Source organism: Mesorhizobium hunchu (assembly GCF_040081975.1).
Lineage (GTDB): Bacteria > Pseudomonadota > Alphaproteobacteria > Rhizobiales > Rhizobiaceae > Mesorhizobium > Mesorhizobium hunchu.
Genome location: NZ_JBEBMG010000009.1, coordinates 101654 through 114887, shown reverse-complemented (window position 1 = coordinate 114887; position 13234 = coordinate 101654). Strand labels below are relative to the sequence as shown.

The window sequence follows — 13234 nt, the reverse complement described above, 5'->3', positions numbered from 1 at the left end:
ATCTTCTCCTCGCCGACCCGTTGGTCAACGCCATCAATGCACGCGCAGGACACTACGGCAAGCGCGTTAGACTGGCCCCGCACCGGCACGCCCCGCACCGGCACGCCACGGCAGCGCTGCCTCATAAGCGGCGGCGGCGCGCAGCACCGCCATGTCGCCGCGCGGCCGACCGATCAATTGCAGGCCCATCGGTTTGCCGTCGACACTGAAGCCCGCCGGCACGTTGACGGCGGGAGCGCAGGCCAACGTCGCCAGCGAGCAGACCTGTATCCAGCGGTGATAGCTGTCCATTGCCTGTCCGCCCACGCGATCCGGCCAATGCACGCCGGCATCGAAAGGAAAGACCTGCGCGCTGGGCAGCGCGAGGAAATCGAAACGCTCGAACAGCGACAGGAACGACCGATGCCAGGCGGTGCGGACGCTGGACGCCGCATGGATCTGCGGCGCCGTCAGCCTGGCCGCGCCTTCGGCCTCCCACAGGGCCTCCGGTTTCAGCAAAGGCCGCTTGGCGGGATCGTCCGCCAGCATTTTCAGGGCGCAGCCGCTGGTCGCCTGCCTGAGCGTGACGAAGGCCTGCCACAGCGCCTCGAAGTCGAAATCCGGCAGCAAGGGCTCGGCTTCGAAACCTGCCTCGGCAAAACGCTTCAGCGCCTCTTCGCACAGGCGAAGCACGCCATCCTCCATCGGAAGGACGCCGCCGAGATCGCCGAGCCAGCCGATCCGGCCGCCTTTCGCCTGCTCGGCGAGGCCATCGAGAAAGCCGCCGGTGCTTTCAACCGAGAGCGGCGCGCGCGGATCATAACCGGCCTGTACGTCGAGCAGCAGCGCGAGATCGGCGACGCAGCGCGCCATCGGCCCTTCCACGCCCATCTGGGCATGAAAGACTTCCGGCATCGGCCCGGCCGGCACGAGCCCCTGCGACGGACGGAAGCCGTAGACGTTGTTGTAGGCGGCGGGATTGCGCAGCGAGCCGCCGAAATCGCTGCCGTCGGCAAGCGGCACCATGTCGAGCGCCAGGGCCACCGCCGCGCCGCCGCTCGATCCGCCGGCGATCCAGCGCGGATCGAAGGCATTGAGCGTGACGCCGAAGACCGGGTTGTAGGTGTTGGAGCCGAGGCCGAATTCCGGCGTGTTGGTCTTGCCGATGACGATGGCGCCCGCCTCGCGCATGCGCGCGACGAAGAATTCGTCTTCGTCCGGCACGAAATCGGCGAAGATCGGCGAACCGAGGGTGGTCTTCAGTCCTCGTGTCTGGGCAAGGTCCTTGATCGCCACCGGCAGGCCGAACAGCGCGCCGGCCCGCGCGGCGGCGTCTGGAGGAAGCGCGTCGGCGGCGTCGGCTTCGCGCAGGATGTCGTCGCGCCCGCGCAGCGACACGACGGCATTGACCTTGTCGTTGACGGCCTCGATCCGGTCCAGAAAGGCCGTCACGACCTCGCGGACGGAAAGCCTGCGCGCCTTGATGCCGGCGACCAGTTCGACGGCGGGGAGCCGGCAGATATCACCGGCAAGCGGCACGGTGTGGCGAGTCTCGGGACGATTGGCACCCATGTCAGGCTGCCTTCCCGAGAGCCGCATCGACGTCTTTCGCCAGCGGGATCGCGGGCTGGGCGCCCGGTTTGAGGCAGGCCAGCGCTCCGGCCGCCGCGGCGCGGGCAAGCGCTTGCCCGAGCGGCCGCCCGGAAGCCAGGCCGGCAGCCAGATAGCCGCAGAACGTGTCGCCTGCGCCGACCGTGTCGACCGGCACGATCTCCAGCGACGGAACCTGCAGGAACTCGTCGCTGCTCGCAGCCATGGCGCCTTCGCCGCCCAGTGTGACGATGACGGTGCGGCCGCTCCTTTCCACGAATGCGCGCATGCGCGCGGCCCTGTCGCCTCCCGGCAGGGACAGCGCCTCGCTGTAGAGATCGAACTCCGTCTCGTTGGCGACGACCACGTCGGCCTTCGCCAGCAGGCCGGCCGACTCGGCGCGGAACGGCGCCGTGTTCAGCACCGAGACCGTTCCGACGGCGCGCGCCATGTCGAGGGCAGCCGCCACCGTCGCCAGCGGTATCTCGTGCTGGAGCAGCAGAACGTCGCCTTTGGCCAGGAAAGCCTTGCCGAGATCGCCCTCCAGAACGGAGGCGTTCGCGCCCGGCACCACCGCGATCATGTTCTCGCCGTCGGCGCCTACGAGAATCAGCGCCGTGCCGGTCGAGGCATGCGTCTCGCCCACACCGGAGAGATCGATCATCGCCGCCTTGAGGCATTCGAGCGCCTCGCCGGCGAAGTTGTCCTTGCCGACCGCGCCGACCATCCTGACCTTGGCGCCCGCACGGGCGGCGGCCAGCGCCTGGTTGGCGCCCTTGCCGCCGGGCGCAGTGGAAAAGCCGGAGCCCGGCACCGTTTCGCCGGGACCCGGCAGACGATCGACGGTTGCGATCAGGTCGAGATTGATCGAGCCTATGACGATGACCATGAAACGCAGACCCTCTCGGAAATCGCCGGGAAGGTAGCTTGCGCCGACGGGAATGGAAATGGGCCAGTGCGGGTCAGACGGCCGGCATGGTTCAATGCGTTCCTGTCTGCCCGGCCTCCCAGCCGAGGATCGCCCGCTTGCGGGTCAGTCCCCAGTGATAGCCGGTCAGAGCGCCCGATTTGCCGATCGCGCGGTGACAGGGGACGACGAAGGAGAGCGGGTTGGCGCCGACCGCGGCGCCCACCGCGCGGCTGGCGGACGGTCGGCCGATGCGCTCCGCGATCGAGGAATAGGTGCAGGCATGGCCCATCGGGACATGCAGCAGGGCTTCCCAGACGCGGAGCTGGAAATCGCTGCCGATCATCACTACGCGCAGCGGCTGGTCGGCCCGCCATTTCGCCGGATCGAAGACGCGGGCGGCGTAGGGAGCGGTCGCCGCCATGTCCTCGACATAGGTGGCGTTCGGCCAGCGGCTGCTCATGTCGGCGAAGGCTGCGCGCTCCCCGCCGGCATCGGCGAATGCCAGCCCCGCCAGCCCCCGGTCGGTGACCATGACGAGCGCGATGCCGAAGGGTGAGATGTGATAGCCGTAACGGATGGTCAGGCCCGCGCCGCGGCTCTTGTAGTCGCCCGGCGACATCGCCTCATGAGTGACGAACAGATCGTGCAGCCGGCCAGGGCCGGACATGCCGAGTTCCAGCGAAGTCTCGAGCAGTGGAAGGCCAGAATCGAGCAGCTTGCGGGCATGGTCCAGCGTCACCGCCTGCAAAAAAGCCTTCGGCGACAGGCCGGCCCAGCGCGTGAAGAGTTTCTGCAGGCCAGTCGGCGTCTCGCCGACAGCATCGGCCAGGTCCTCCAGCGAGGGCTGATCGCGATAGTCGAGGCTGATCTTCTCGACGGCGCGGCGCACCACCTCGTAGTCGTCGCCTTCGGGCGTGACGTCCCTGTCGAGGATAGGCTGGGGCTTCAGCGGCATGCGTGCATTCATAAGCGTATGGACGGTCATGGCAATGGTCTCCTTGGGTGGCAATATCGGTCTCCTGCCATCGCCTCTCCACCCGAAACTTGCCTTGCCGGACCGTCCGCCCGCATAGTGCACGCGGGGCGAGCGGAAAGGTGACCATGACCGACCGCAGACACGCAGTCGCCGCGTTCTTGCTTGCGCCGCTGATCGTCGCCGCCGCGATTGCCGTTGCGGTCCTCTTCGCAACGGCGAGCGGCCACGCGGGCGGTTTGCAGGCGGCGTTTCATATGGCGCTCATCGCCTTCGTTTCCGCAAGCAGCGTCGGGCTGGTGTTGGCGCTGGTCTTCGGCATCCCGGCCTATCTGGCATTGACGCGCCTGCGGATCGTCTCGCCGTGGGCGACGATGGCCGCTGCCGCGCTGATCGGCGCCTCGTTCCCGTGGCTCGCGCATTTTCTCCTGCTCGATCCGTCGGCCAGCCTGTCGGCCAATGGCTGCCGGAGCGTCCTGAACGGCGTGACGACTGCCTGCGGCTACCGGCAACTGGCGCTGGACACGATCGTCCCGGCGCTGATCGGCGCAGGCGGCGGACTCGCCTTCTGGCTGGTCTACAATGGCGGCTGGCGCATCAAGGAGCGCCGAATGTCCTAGCGCGCTTTCGCCCGCGCCAGCGCCCGCGAAAAGGCGTCGGCGAAGCTTTCGCGGTCATCGGGATTGAGGAACGAGCCGATCGCCACGTTGCGCCCCCGCGATTCGACTTCCATGCCGGTGATACCGATCTCGGCATGGCGGGCCACGGAAAAGCGCGACCAGAACGGATTGAAATGATGCTGCTCCGACTTGCCCGACGGCGCCACTTTGAGAATATCGAGCGCGGTGCGCGACACCGACACCTCCTCGCGGGCGCGCGCGGCACGATAATTGAGCCGGAAAGCGACGTAGAGGGCGACCACATCCAGTCCGAAAAAGCCGAAGACCGGCCAGGCGCCGTGGGAAAGCATGAAGATGCCTGTCACCGCCCAGCCGAAGACGAGGGCGCCCATCAGAATCATGAAGCCGGCGCGCCCGAGCGAGCGGTGCGGCGTCAGCAGCGCCTTGAAGAAGGGCTCGTCGGCCGCGAACCCGTTTTCAGGGACAGGACCATTTGTCTCGTTCATGCTGTAATATTATAGGAGCCTGATGGCCAATCCCAAGTCGAAAGATCGTCCCGCGTCGAAATCCCGCTCTGGCGCAGGCCGTCATGGGGGAACCGGCGCAAAGGGCAAATCGGGCTCGGCCCGGTCTTTTTGTCTCTACAGCGCCGCCGAGGTGCATGAGATCTTCCGCCGCTTCTCGGTGCAGCGGCCGGAACCCAGGGGCGAGCTCGAATACACCAATCCCTTCACCCTGCTCGTCGCGGTGGTGCTGTCGGCGCAGGCGACGGACGCCGGCGTCAACAAGGCGACGCGCGCGCTGTTCAAGGCGGCCGATACGCCCGAAAAGATGGCAGCGCTGGGAGAAGAGAAAGTCGGCGACCATATCCGCACCATCGGCCTGTGGCGCGGCAAGGCGAAGAACGTCGTGGCGCTGTCGCAGGCGCTGATCCGCGATCACAACGGCAAGGTGCCGGCGGATCGCGACGCGTTGGTGAAGCTGCCCGGCGTCGGCCGCAAGACCGCCAATGTCGTGCTCAACATCGCCTTCGGCCAGCACACGATGGCGGTCGACACCCATATCTTCCGCATCGCGAACCGGATCGGCCTGGCTCCCGGCAAGACGCCCGAGGAGGTCGAGCGGCGGCTGGTCGAGGTCATTCCCGACCACTATATGCGCCACGCCCATCACTGGCTGATCCTGCACGGCCGCTATGTCTGCAAGGCGCGCAAGCCCGATTGCCCGATCTGCGTCATCGCCGACATCTGCAAGGCAAGCGTCAAGACCACCGCCATCCCCGCGCCCTTGGCGGAGATCGCCCCGCTGGGGCCGGTCGAGCCGATCTCCTGACTACAGGCCGTAACCGCGCGCCATCGCCGCCGCGAACACCAGAATGAGCAGGAAGACGATCGCTTCCCAGCGCACATAGGCCCTGACCGACGCGTATTCGGCCTGCGGGACCTGCCAGTGCGGATCGGCGCTCGCCTGCCGATGCCATGACAGGAAGCGGACCGTCGGCACGATGGAGAGCAGTCCGACGCCGGCGAAAGCGGCCATCTTGGCCCAGAACACCCAGTTATAGACGTAGAGCTCCCAGCCTTTCAGGCCCCAGTAGACACGGCTCGCGCCGACCGCGACGACAAGCATGGCAACGATGCCGTAGTGGCGGTCGATGCGCGCCAGCCGCCGCAGCGTCGACGGCGAAAGCTCGTTGCGCAGCAGGACGAATTCGGCGGCGATGATGCCGGCCAGCGAGAACACGAGAAGATGGTGCAGGATGGCGAGCACGAGGTCGGTGGTGTCCATCGTCTTTCCTTCGTTCGGCGCAAAAGCGGCGTGCGTGGGGGCTTGAGCGCGCGAAACTATCATCATGCCGGACGAAAGCCAGCCGTTCCCGGCTCGTGGCCCTTGCCGCGTTCACGGCAACTGGTAGGCGATCTCACACAATAGGACGACCAGCCATGACCCAACGCTTCCTTGCCGCGCCGGTGCTGGAGACCGGGCGCATCGTCCTGCGGCCGCACCGCCTGGACGACTTCGAGGCCTATTGCGCCATGGGCGCCGACCCGGCCGTCTACCGCTTCATCGGCGGCAAGGCGCGGACGCGCGAGGAAAGCTGGCAGCGCTTCCTGCGTCACGGCGGCATGTGGTCCATGCTCGGCTTCGGTTTCTGGGCGATCGAGGACAAGGCCACAGGCCGCTTCATCGGCGAGGCCGGCTTCCATGACCTCAAGCGCGACATCACGCCATCGATCGAAGGGGTGCCGGAGGCGGGATGGTCGCTGGCTTCCGACATGCACGGACAAGGGCTGGCGACCGAGACCATGCGCCGGATGCTTGATTGGGGCGACGAAAATCTCGAGTGCCGGCGCACCGTGTGCATCATCGATCCGGCCAACGAAGCATCGCTCAACATGGCGGCCAAGCTCGGCTACCGGGAATCAGCCCGGACCGCCTACCATGAGCAACCGGTGATCCTGCTGGAACGACAACAGGGTTGAGAGCTTGCGCGCGTTCAGGGGATGTCTTCGGGCCTGCGCCCCGGACGGGCCTTGTAGGCGGGGATCGACCAGCCGAATTTCAGCGCGCCGCCACGCACGGCGAAGGCGACAGCAAAGCCTGCAAGCGCCGACACGGGCTGCGCCAGTCCCGCCATGTCGCCCAGGGTGAAGACCGAGGCGCCGGCAAGCGCGGCACTGACATAGATTTCGGGGCGCAAGAGCACCGACGGCTCGCCAGCCAGCAGGTCGCGCAGGATGCCGCCGAAGGTCGCAGTCAGCGTGCCCATGACAATGGCGACGACGGGCGAACCGGTGATGGTCGACGCCTTGTCCGCGCCCATCACGCAAAACGCGGCAAGCCCGACAGCGTCGAGCCAAAGCAGCAGCCTGTAGCGCGATTCGACGAGGTGCGCGGTGAAGAACACGATGATCGCGACCGCCACGCAGATCAGCACATAGTCGCGGTTGCCGATCCAGAAGACGGGAATGTTGAGGATCAGGTCGCGCAGCGTGCCGCCGCCCACACCGGTAGCGGCTGCCAGGAACAGGAAGCCGATGATGTCGAGTTGCTTGCGCGATGCCGCCAATGCCCCGGTCGCCGCAAAGACGGCGACGCCGGCATAATCAAGGACAGTGACGAGGGTCATGCGGTGCCGGCGAGTTGAGGGCAGTAGGGCAGTAGGGCAGTAGGGCAGTAGGGCAGTAGGGCAGTAGGGCAGTAGGGCAGTAGGGAACAAATGCTGCTCGCCAGCTTTCGTCAAGCGACGATAAGCCTTCGGCCCGAGATGGAACGGTACCGAAGCTCTATCCTACTGCCCTACTGCCCTACTGCCCTACTGCCCTATTCCCTCACGCGTCTTTCTCGGCCTGCTCGTTCACCGGGCCGGGCTCGGCCGGCGCCTGCTTCGGGCCACCCTTGGAGACGCCGACCATGGCGGGCCGCAAGACCCGTTCGCCGATCGAATAGCCGGGCTGAACCACCTGCAGCACCGTATTGGCCGGAACGTCCGGATTGGGAACCTCGAACATCGCCTGATGGAAATTGGGGTCGAATTTCTCGCCCTCCGGCTCCAGCTTTTTCACGCCGTGACGCTCCAGCGCCGACAGCATGGCGCGCTCGGTGATCTCGACGCCCTCGATCAGCGCCTTGAAACCGGCATCGCCGGATGCCTTCGCCTCTTCCGGGATCGCGTCGATGGCCCGGCGCAGATTGTCGGAGACCGACAGCATGTCACGCGCGAAATTGGCGATCGCGTAGGCCCGCGCATCCTGGACGTCGCGCGCGGTGCGCCGACGCAGGTTCTCCATCTCCGCGGCAGCGCGCAGAGCCCGGTCCTTCAATTCCTCGTTTTCCTTCAGAAGCTTGACCAGCGCCTCATAGTCGCCTTCCACGCCGCCTTCGGCGCGCACGGCATCGGCTTCGGCGATGTCGTCGAGAGCCGCGTCCAGGTCGGGGGCGCGTTGGTCTTTTGCCTGATCGCTCATTGCGGTTTTCCGTTTCGTCATGTCGCTCTGGATTTGCGCCCGATATCGATGTTCAGGGCGCAAAAATCAAGGTCAAAGCCCGGAACTTGTCCTGAATCAGGATAACGCCCGGCCGACGGAATCTGTTCGATTTTAATTCAAATTTTACCGTAACCGCCGGTTGTGCTTGCCACTATGGTGCAACGCGGGAACCATTGGGCGATCGGGGGAGTTTCGAAGCCGACGAATGGGATTGAAACAAATGACCCGGAACACCGGAGAAAGGCAGACAGGGCTCGCAGCCGACATTCGCCGCCAGTTCGGCGACGGATCGGTCAGACGCTTCGCGCGCTCCCTTCCGGCCTTCAAGGTGGTCGACGATATTCCCGGCCACCTGAAGACGCTGCTCGATCAGGTCGAGCGCGCCGAAGGCAAAACCAGCGGGAAAGGGCCGAACTGGCAGGAAGGGTGAAGGCGCCTGGCGCTGCCAGTACGACTCAGCAGCCGGTCACGCCGCCTTCCTGCTGTCGCGCATGAGCGCTTCGCCATGACGAACCTCGGTGCCCAGCACCTTCAGACATTCGCGCATGAAGGCCGATAGTCCCGGCCATCCCTTGGCCGAGACGAGGTTGCCGTCGACATGCGCGCCATCGGGCGCGACGTCGATGTATTTGCCGCCCGCCAGCGTCACTTCAGGTTCGCAATACTGCAGGGCGGCAACTTCGCGGCCGCGCACGACGCCATCCACCGCGATCAGGATCTGCACGCCGTGGCAGATGGTGAAGATCGGCTTGCCGGTTTCATGGAAGTGCCGCACGATCGCCTGCACGCCCTTGTCGATGCGGATATATTCCGGCCCGCGACCGCCGGCGCAGTAGACGGCGTCATAGTCCTCCGGGCGGACCTCCGCGAATGTCTTATTGAGATAGTAATCGTGGCCGAGCTTTTCCGTGTAGGTCTGGTGGCCTTCGAAGTCGTGCAGCGAGGTCTTGATCATCTCGCCCGCCCGCTTGCCGGGGCACACGACATGGACGCTGTGGCCGACCGCGTGCATGGCTTGGTCGAAGACGAATATCTCGTATTCCTCGCTGAACTCGCCAACGAGCATGAGGATTTTCTTGCCGGGCATTTTCCCCTCCCAAGGAAACAGCAGTCAGTTCAGTCCGCATGGTAACTCGGGAGGAAGAAACGGTCAAATTGGCCTGACCAGATTAGAGGGCCATAGAGGTCATGTCCGGCGGACATCCTCTATTAAAGCATAGGCTGAGGCAATCTGGTCAGGCCAATTCAGGCCTATATGGACCGCATCAGGCCGCCGTCCACCCGCAGGCTCTGGCCGGTGATGTAGCCGGCCGCGTCCGACACCAAGAAGGCGATCGTCGCGGCGATCTCCTCGGCGGTGCCGTAGCGCCGCATTGGAACGCTGTCGCGGCGCTCGTCCAGTTGCGGCAGCGAATCGATCCAGCCGGGGAGCACATTGTTCATGCGCACGTTGTCGGCGGCGTACTGGTTGGCGAACAGCTTGGTGTAGGCCGCGAGCCCCGCGCGGGCGACTGCCGATGTCGGGAACATGGAGGCCGGCTCGTCCACCCAAGCGGTGGAGATGTTGACGATCGCGCCGGCCTTCTGGGTCGTCATGACCGGAGCGACGAGGCGCGTGGCGCGCACGACATTCATGAAATAGACGTCGAGGCCGGTGTGCCATTGCTCGTCGGTGATCTCCAGCAGCGGCGCTCGCGGGCCGTGGCCGGCGCCGTTGACCAGCGCATCGACGCGGCCCCATCTGTCCAAGGTCAGGTCGAGGAAGTGCTTGAGGTCGTCGTTCGACTGGTTGGAACCGGTGAAGCCGATGCCGCCGAGTTCCTTGCCCAGGGCCTCGCCCTTGCCGGACGACGACATGACGGCGACGGCATAGCCGTCCGCCGCCAGTTTCTTCGCTGCCGCGGCGCCCATGCCGGACCCGCCGCCGACGATCATCGCCACTTTGCTATCGGCCATCATTCCGCTCCTCTTCGATTTCGGCGCCCAGCGCCTTCATCAGGCCCATGAATTCGGGGAATGAGGTGGCGATCATGGTGGCGTCGTCCACGATCACCGGCTTCTCGGCCGCCAGCCCCATGACGAGGAAACTCATGGCGATGCGATGATCGAGATGGGTTTCCACGGCCGCTTCGCCGACGGCGCCAAGTCCCTTGCCGCCCGGCACGCCGCGCACGGCAAGCGAGGCCTCGCCCTCCGTGCAATCGACGCCGTTCCGTTTCAGCCCGGCAGCGACGGCGGCCAGCCGGTCGCTTTCCTTCACCCGCAGTTCTTCCAGCCCCTGCATCAGCGTCTCGCCCTCGGCGAAGGAGGCGGCCACCGCCAGCACCGGATATTCGTCGATCATCGACGGCGCGCGCTCCGGCGGCACCACGACGCCCTTGAGGTCGGAGGCGCGCACGCGCAGGTCGGCCACGTCCTCGCCCCCTTCGTTGCGCGGATTGAGCACATCGATCAGGCCGCCCATCTCCTGCAGGGTCAGCAGCAGACCCGTGCGGGTCGGGTTCATCAGCACGTTCTCGATGACGATGTCGGACCCCGGCACGATCAGCGCCGCCACCAGCGGGAAGCTGGCCGAGGACGGATCGCCGGGCACCGCGATGACCTGGCCGGCGAGCCTGCCCTGGCCTTCGATGAAGATGTGGCGCACGCCACGCTCGTCGGTCTCGACGCTGATGTTGGCGCCGAAGCCCTTCAGCATCTTCTCGGTGTGGTCGCGGGTCATCACCGGCTCGATCACCGTGGTGATGCCAGGCGTATTGAGGCCGGCCAGGAGCACGGCCGACTTCACCTGCGCCGAGGCCATCGGCACGCGGTAGGTGACGGGAGCGGCATGCTTCGGTCCGCGCAAGGTGATCGGCATGCGGTCGCCGGGAGCGGCCTTCAACACTTGAACACCCATCTGCCGCAGCGGATCGAGCACACGGCCCATCGGGCGCCCGGACAGCGACGCATCACCGATGAAGGTCGTCTCCATGTCGTAGGTGCCGACCAGCCCCATGGTGAGGCGCGAACCGGTGCCGGCGTTGCCGAAGTCGAGCGGGCCTTCAGGCTGGAGCAGCGCGCCGTTGCCGGTGCCGCGGATGATCCACTCGTCGTCCTTCTTTTCGATATGCGCGCCCATCGCCTTCATGGCGGCGCCGGTGCGCATCACGTCCTCGCCTTCCAGCAGGCCGGTGATGCGCGTCTCGCCGGAGGCGAGGCCGCCGAACATGAAGGAGCGGTGGGAGATCGATTTGTCGCCGGGCACGCGCACACGGCCCGAAAGCGGCGGCGACCGCCTCGCGGTCGCAGGGTTCGGTTTGGCGTCATGCGCCATCGTTCAATGTCCTGGGTGTGTATGGCCGAGTGAGAACTCAAAGCCGGGTGGTCGTTTTTGCGAGGTCTTCCTAACATGCGCACGACCCGGCGTCATCCCCGAAATGGCGGCAAAACCGGCATTCGACAAGGCCAGGATTAGGCTTTGACAGCACCGTAAACTGCGGTTAAGGGGACCGTTCTTTCTGTACGAGGCTTGCCGTGGCGAAAACCGAACTTGGCACAAAACGCATCGACCCGGAAACGGGCCGCAAATTCTACGATCTGAACAAGGATCCGATCGTTTCGCCCTATACGGGCAAGAGCTATCCGCGCTCCTATTTCGAGGAGGGCAAGAGCAGCATCGACGATGAGGACGAGGTCGAGGACAAGGAAGTCGACAACGAGGACGAAGGCGCCGAAATCGTATCCCTGGAGGATGCCGACGAGGAAGCCAAGGGCGGCGATGAGGCGCCCGACCTCGATGACGACGACGATGATGTCGACCTTGGCGACGATGACGAGGATACCTTCCTGGAAGACGACGAGGAAGAGAACGACGACGTTTCCGACATGATCGGCGTCGGCGACGACGACGACGAGAGCTGACCTGGCTTTTGGCGACGGCGCACAAAAAGCCGTTCGCCCAGGGCTTGCTATTGACGCAGCGCGGCGCTAGAAGCCGCCTGCACTTCGCGGACCGGTTCCCAAGCCGGTTCACTTCCGCCGGAAACGGCGCCGGCCATGCCGGAAGTGGGGCCATAGCTCAGTTGGGAGAGCGCTTGAATGGCATTCAAGAGGTCGTCGGTTCGATTCCGATTGGCTCCACCAAATTTCTCTATATTCACGGTAATTCGCTTCGCTCACGCCTCCGATAGGGCGGGCGAAAGCCCGGGCCGAAGCCGCGACCTTGTCCGGGTTCGGGGTTTTTCCGCTCCGAGTGCTTAGAACGCGACCTTCAAGGACGCGCCAAGGCTGCCACGCCATACGTCGTCGATCTTGTAGGGGGTTATCGCGGTCACGCCGAGATTGCCGCTTCGCATATCGCCGGTTTCGAAGCCGCCGACATAGCTGACCGCTGCATTCAGCCCCAGAATGACATTCGGCGCGATCTTGTGCTGGAGCCCGACCCCGAGCCGGGCGGCCGGGCTCAAATGAGTGTGATCCTCGACGTCCGAGAGAAACAACCCCGTTCCCCTGTCCGTTTCCACAATGCCCGACAGCGAATTGATCGAGAGACCGAGACCGGCATTGGCGCCGATGGTGGTTGTATCGGAAAGCGCCCAATCATGGGCGAGATTTGCCAGGACGACATTGCTGGTCGCGTCACCGTCGAAATCGGAGGTGACACCGTAGAGGGGGAAGCTGGCATCCCAGCTCACGCCACCGCGAATATGCTCATAGCTGACGAAGGCAGACCAGGAAGGGTCGAACCTGTAGCCGACATGCCCGCCGATCCCGACGGTTCCGTCAAACCGCACATTGCCGACCACGCCGCCGCCTGCGAAAGCGGCGCCCCCGTCGGTTGTGCTGGACGATCCGGAAGCCAGCCCTCCCGACATGTCGAGACCGGCGAAGAAATCGCTGTCTCCGGCCCATGCCGAGCCGGGAACAAGCAGGGCGAGCCCTACAACCAGGTGCAGTCTTGACATCATGGCCCCCACAAAGAAGGCCCAGCATGATGCGTCATGGTTAACTGTCGGTAACCTTGCAACACGGCTCGCCCCGCACACCGCCGAGGCATGTTCCCCGAAAGGGCAACATTCGGCCATGCCACGCCGTCCTTGTCGACGTGCAGCCCTGTCGCGAAACAGCCCGCGCGAATGCGGGCCGTTTCCGACGTTCTTCCGTCATCACCCGGTGCCGGGCATTTCCGGCG

At 65.4% G+C, this 13234-nt stretch carries 16 protein-coding genes and 1 tRNA gene; 6 read left to right on the top strand and 11 right to left on the bottom strand.

All coding sequences use genetic code 11. The features are described from left to right. Positions 1-66: 66 nt before the first annotated feature. The 3 genes from ABMA46_RS16260 to ABMA46_RS16250 form a co-directional block, all read right to left on the bottom strand. Positions 67-1551 carry an amidase gene (locus ABMA46_RS16260; RefSeq protein WP_349000888.1) on the bottom strand — a complete coding sequence of 495 codons (1485 nt, stop codon included), beginning with the start codon at positions 1549-1551 and terminating at the stop codon, positions 67-69. A 1-nt stretch (position 1552) separates the two neighbouring features. Next, positions 1553-2458, bottom strand: coding sequence for a ribokinase (locus tag ABMA46_RS16255; RefSeq protein WP_349000887.1), 906 nt, complete (start codon positions 2456-2458; stop codon positions 1553-1555). 91 nt (positions 2459-2549) lie between these two features. Further along, on the bottom strand, positions 2550-3446 hold the full coding sequence (locus ABMA46_RS16250; RefSeq protein WP_349000965.1) for a methylated-DNA--[protein]-cysteine S-methyltransferase: 897 nt from the start codon (positions 3444-3446) through the stop codon (positions 2550-2552). Positions 3447-3580: 134 nt separating this feature from the next. On the opposite strand from ABMA46_RS16250, the gene ABMA46_RS16245 reads away from it, so the two are divergent. After that, positions 3581-4072, top strand: a complete 492-nt coding sequence (locus tag ABMA46_RS16245; RefSeq protein WP_349000885.1) for a hypothetical protein — start codon at positions 3581-3583, stop codon at positions 4070-4072. Here ABMA46_RS16245 and ABMA46_RS16240 read toward each other — a convergent pair. Then, a complete protein-coding gene (locus tag ABMA46_RS16240) occupies positions 4069-4578 on the bottom strand; it encodes a DUF2244 domain-containing protein (protein ID WP_349000884.1) in 510 nt (169 codons plus the stop codon). The genes ABMA46_RS16245 and ABMA46_RS16240 overlap by 4 nt on opposite strands. A 22-nt stretch (positions 4579-4600) precedes the next feature. On the opposite strand from ABMA46_RS16240, the gene nth reads away from it, so the two are divergent. Continuing rightward, complete coding sequence (nth, locus tag ABMA46_RS16235) at positions 4601-5404, top strand: endonuclease III (RefSeq protein ID WP_349000882.1); 804 nt, start codon at positions 4601-4603, stop codon at positions 5402-5404. On the opposite strand, the gene ABMA46_RS16230 is transcribed toward nth, so the two are convergent. Continuing rightward, entirely contained in the window at positions 5405-5860 is a 456-nt protein-coding gene (locus ABMA46_RS16230; RefSeq protein WP_349000880.1) for a DUF2214 family protein, read from the bottom strand. It abuts the gene before it with no gap. A gap of 155 nt (positions 5861-6015) precedes the next feature. Between ABMA46_RS16230 and ABMA46_RS16225 the strand changes: the two genes are divergently transcribed. Beyond that, positions 6016-6555: a GNAT family N-acetyltransferase gene (locus ABMA46_RS16225; RefSeq protein ID WP_349000878.1), complete on the top strand. Its 540-nt coding sequence runs from the start codon at positions 6016-6018 to the stop codon at positions 6553-6555. 14 nt (positions 6556-6569) lie between these two features. Here ABMA46_RS16225 and ABMA46_RS16220 read toward each other — a convergent pair whose 3' ends face one another. After that, positions 6570-7202: a trimeric intracellular cation channel family protein gene (locus ABMA46_RS16220; protein WP_349000876.1), complete on the bottom strand. Its 633-nt coding sequence runs from the start codon at positions 7200-7202 to the stop codon at positions 6570-6572. A gap of 202 nt (positions 7203-7404) precedes the next feature. After that, a complete protein-coding gene (grpE, locus tag ABMA46_RS16215) occupies positions 7405-8040 on the bottom strand; it encodes a nucleotide exchange factor GrpE (RefSeq protein ID WP_349000875.1) in 636 nt (211 codons plus the stop codon). A 241-nt stretch (positions 8041-8281) separates the two neighbouring features. Here grpE and ABMA46_RS16210 point away from each other — a divergent pair, with 241 nt between their 5' ends. Continuing rightward, positions 8282-8491 (top strand): hypothetical protein, encoded by a 210-nt coding sequence (locus ABMA46_RS16210; RefSeq protein ID WP_349000874.1) that lies wholly within the window; start codon positions 8282-8284, stop codon positions 8489-8491. Between the two features lie 36 nt (positions 8492-8527). Here ABMA46_RS16210 and ABMA46_RS16205 read toward each other — a convergent pair whose 3' ends face one another. The 3 genes from ABMA46_RS16205 to aroA all read right to left on the bottom strand — a co-directional run bounded on the left by ABMA46_RS16205 (position 8528) and on the right by aroA (position 11377). Continuing rightward, positions 8528-9148 carry a DJ-1/PfpI family protein gene (locus ABMA46_RS16205; RefSeq protein ID WP_349000873.1) on the bottom strand — a complete coding sequence of 207 codons (621 nt, stop codon included), beginning with the start codon at positions 9146-9148 and terminating at the stop codon, positions 8528-8530. 164 nt (positions 9149-9312) lie between these two features. Further along, on the bottom strand, positions 9313-10017 hold the full coding sequence (locus ABMA46_RS16200; protein WP_349000872.1) for an SDR family oxidoreductase: 705 nt from the start codon (positions 10015-10017) through the stop codon (positions 9313-9315). Next, positions 10007-11377: a 3-phosphoshikimate 1-carboxyvinyltransferase gene (gene aroA, locus ABMA46_RS16195; protein WP_349000871.1), complete on the bottom strand. Its 1371-nt coding sequence runs from the start codon at positions 11375-11377 to the stop codon at positions 10007-10009. The genes ABMA46_RS16200 and aroA overlap by 11 nt, the downstream gene beginning before the upstream one ends. 200 nt (positions 11378-11577) lie before the next feature. Here aroA and ABMA46_RS16190 point away from each other — a divergent pair, with 200 nt between their 5' ends. Beyond that, entirely contained in the window at positions 11578-11964 is a 387-nt protein-coding gene (locus ABMA46_RS16190) for a TIGR02300 family protein (RefSeq protein WP_349000869.1), read from the top strand. A gap of 146 nt (positions 11965-12110) precedes the next feature. Beyond that, a tRNA-Ala gene (locus tag ABMA46_RS16185) sits at positions 12111-12186 on the top strand. 113 nt (positions 12187-12299) lie between these two features. Here the strand turns inward: ABMA46_RS16185 and ABMA46_RS16180 are convergent. Next, positions 12300-13127 carry an outer membrane protein gene (locus ABMA46_RS16180; RefSeq protein ID WP_349000868.1) on the bottom strand — a complete coding sequence of 276 codons (828 nt, stop codon included), beginning with the start codon at positions 13125-13127 and terminating at the stop codon, positions 12300-12302. Between the last annotated feature and the right edge of the window lie 107 nt (positions 13128-13234).

Coding starts and splice junctions, on each gene's coding strand:
- ABMA46_RS16260 (WP_349000888.1), bottom strand. CDS start 1,551: ATGGGTGCCAATCGTCCCGAGACTCGCCACACCGTGCCGCTTGCCGGT.
- ABMA46_RS16255 (WP_349000887.1), bottom strand. CDS start 2,458: ATGGTCATCGTCATAGGCTCGATCAATCTCGACCTGATCGCAACCGTC.
- ABMA46_RS16250 (WP_349000965.1), bottom strand. CDS start 3,446: ATGAATGCACGCATGCCGCTGAAGCCCCAGCCTATCCTCGACAGGGAC.
- ABMA46_RS16245 (WP_349000885.1), top strand. CDS start 3,581: ATGACCGACCGCAGACACGCAGTCGCCGCGTTCTTGCTTGCGCCGCTG.
- ABMA46_RS16240 (WP_349000884.1), bottom strand. CDS start 4,578: ATGAACGAGACAAATGGTCCTGTCCCTGAAAACGGGTTCGCGGCCGAC.
- nth (WP_349000882.1), top strand. CDS start 4,601: ATGGCCAATCCCAAGTCGAAAGATCGTCCCGCGTCGAAATCCCGCTCT.
- ABMA46_RS16230 (WP_349000880.1), bottom strand. CDS start 5,860: ATGGACACCACCGACCTCGTGCTCGCCATCCTGCACCATCTTCTCGTG.
- ABMA46_RS16225 (WP_349000878.1), top strand. CDS start 6,016: ATGACCCAACGCTTCCTTGCCGCGCCGGTGCTGGAGACCGGGCGCATC.
- ABMA46_RS16220 (WP_349000876.1), bottom strand. CDS start 7,202: ATGACCCTCGTCACTGTCCTTGATTATGCCGGCGTCGCCGTCTTTGCG.
- grpE (WP_349000875.1), bottom strand. CDS start 8,040: ATGAGCGATCAGGCAAAAGACCAACGCGCCCCCGACCTGGACGCGGCT.
- ABMA46_RS16210 (WP_349000874.1), top strand. CDS start 8,282: ATGACCCGGAACACCGGAGAAAGGCAGACAGGGCTCGCAGCCGACATT.
- ABMA46_RS16205 (WP_349000873.1), bottom strand. CDS start 9,148: ATGCCCGGCAAGAAAATCCTCATGCTCGTTGGCGAGTTCAGCGAGGAA.
- ABMA46_RS16200 (WP_349000872.1), bottom strand. CDS start 10,017: ATGGCCGATAGCAAAGTGGCGATGATCGTCGGCGGCGGGTCCGGCATG.
- aroA (WP_349000871.1), bottom strand. CDS start 11,377: ATGGCGCATGACGCCAAACCGAACCCTGCGACCGCGAGGCGGTCGCCG.
- ABMA46_RS16180 (WP_349000868.1), bottom strand. CDS start 13,127: ATGGCCGAATGTTGCCCTTTCGGGGAACATGCCTCGGCGGTGTGCGGG.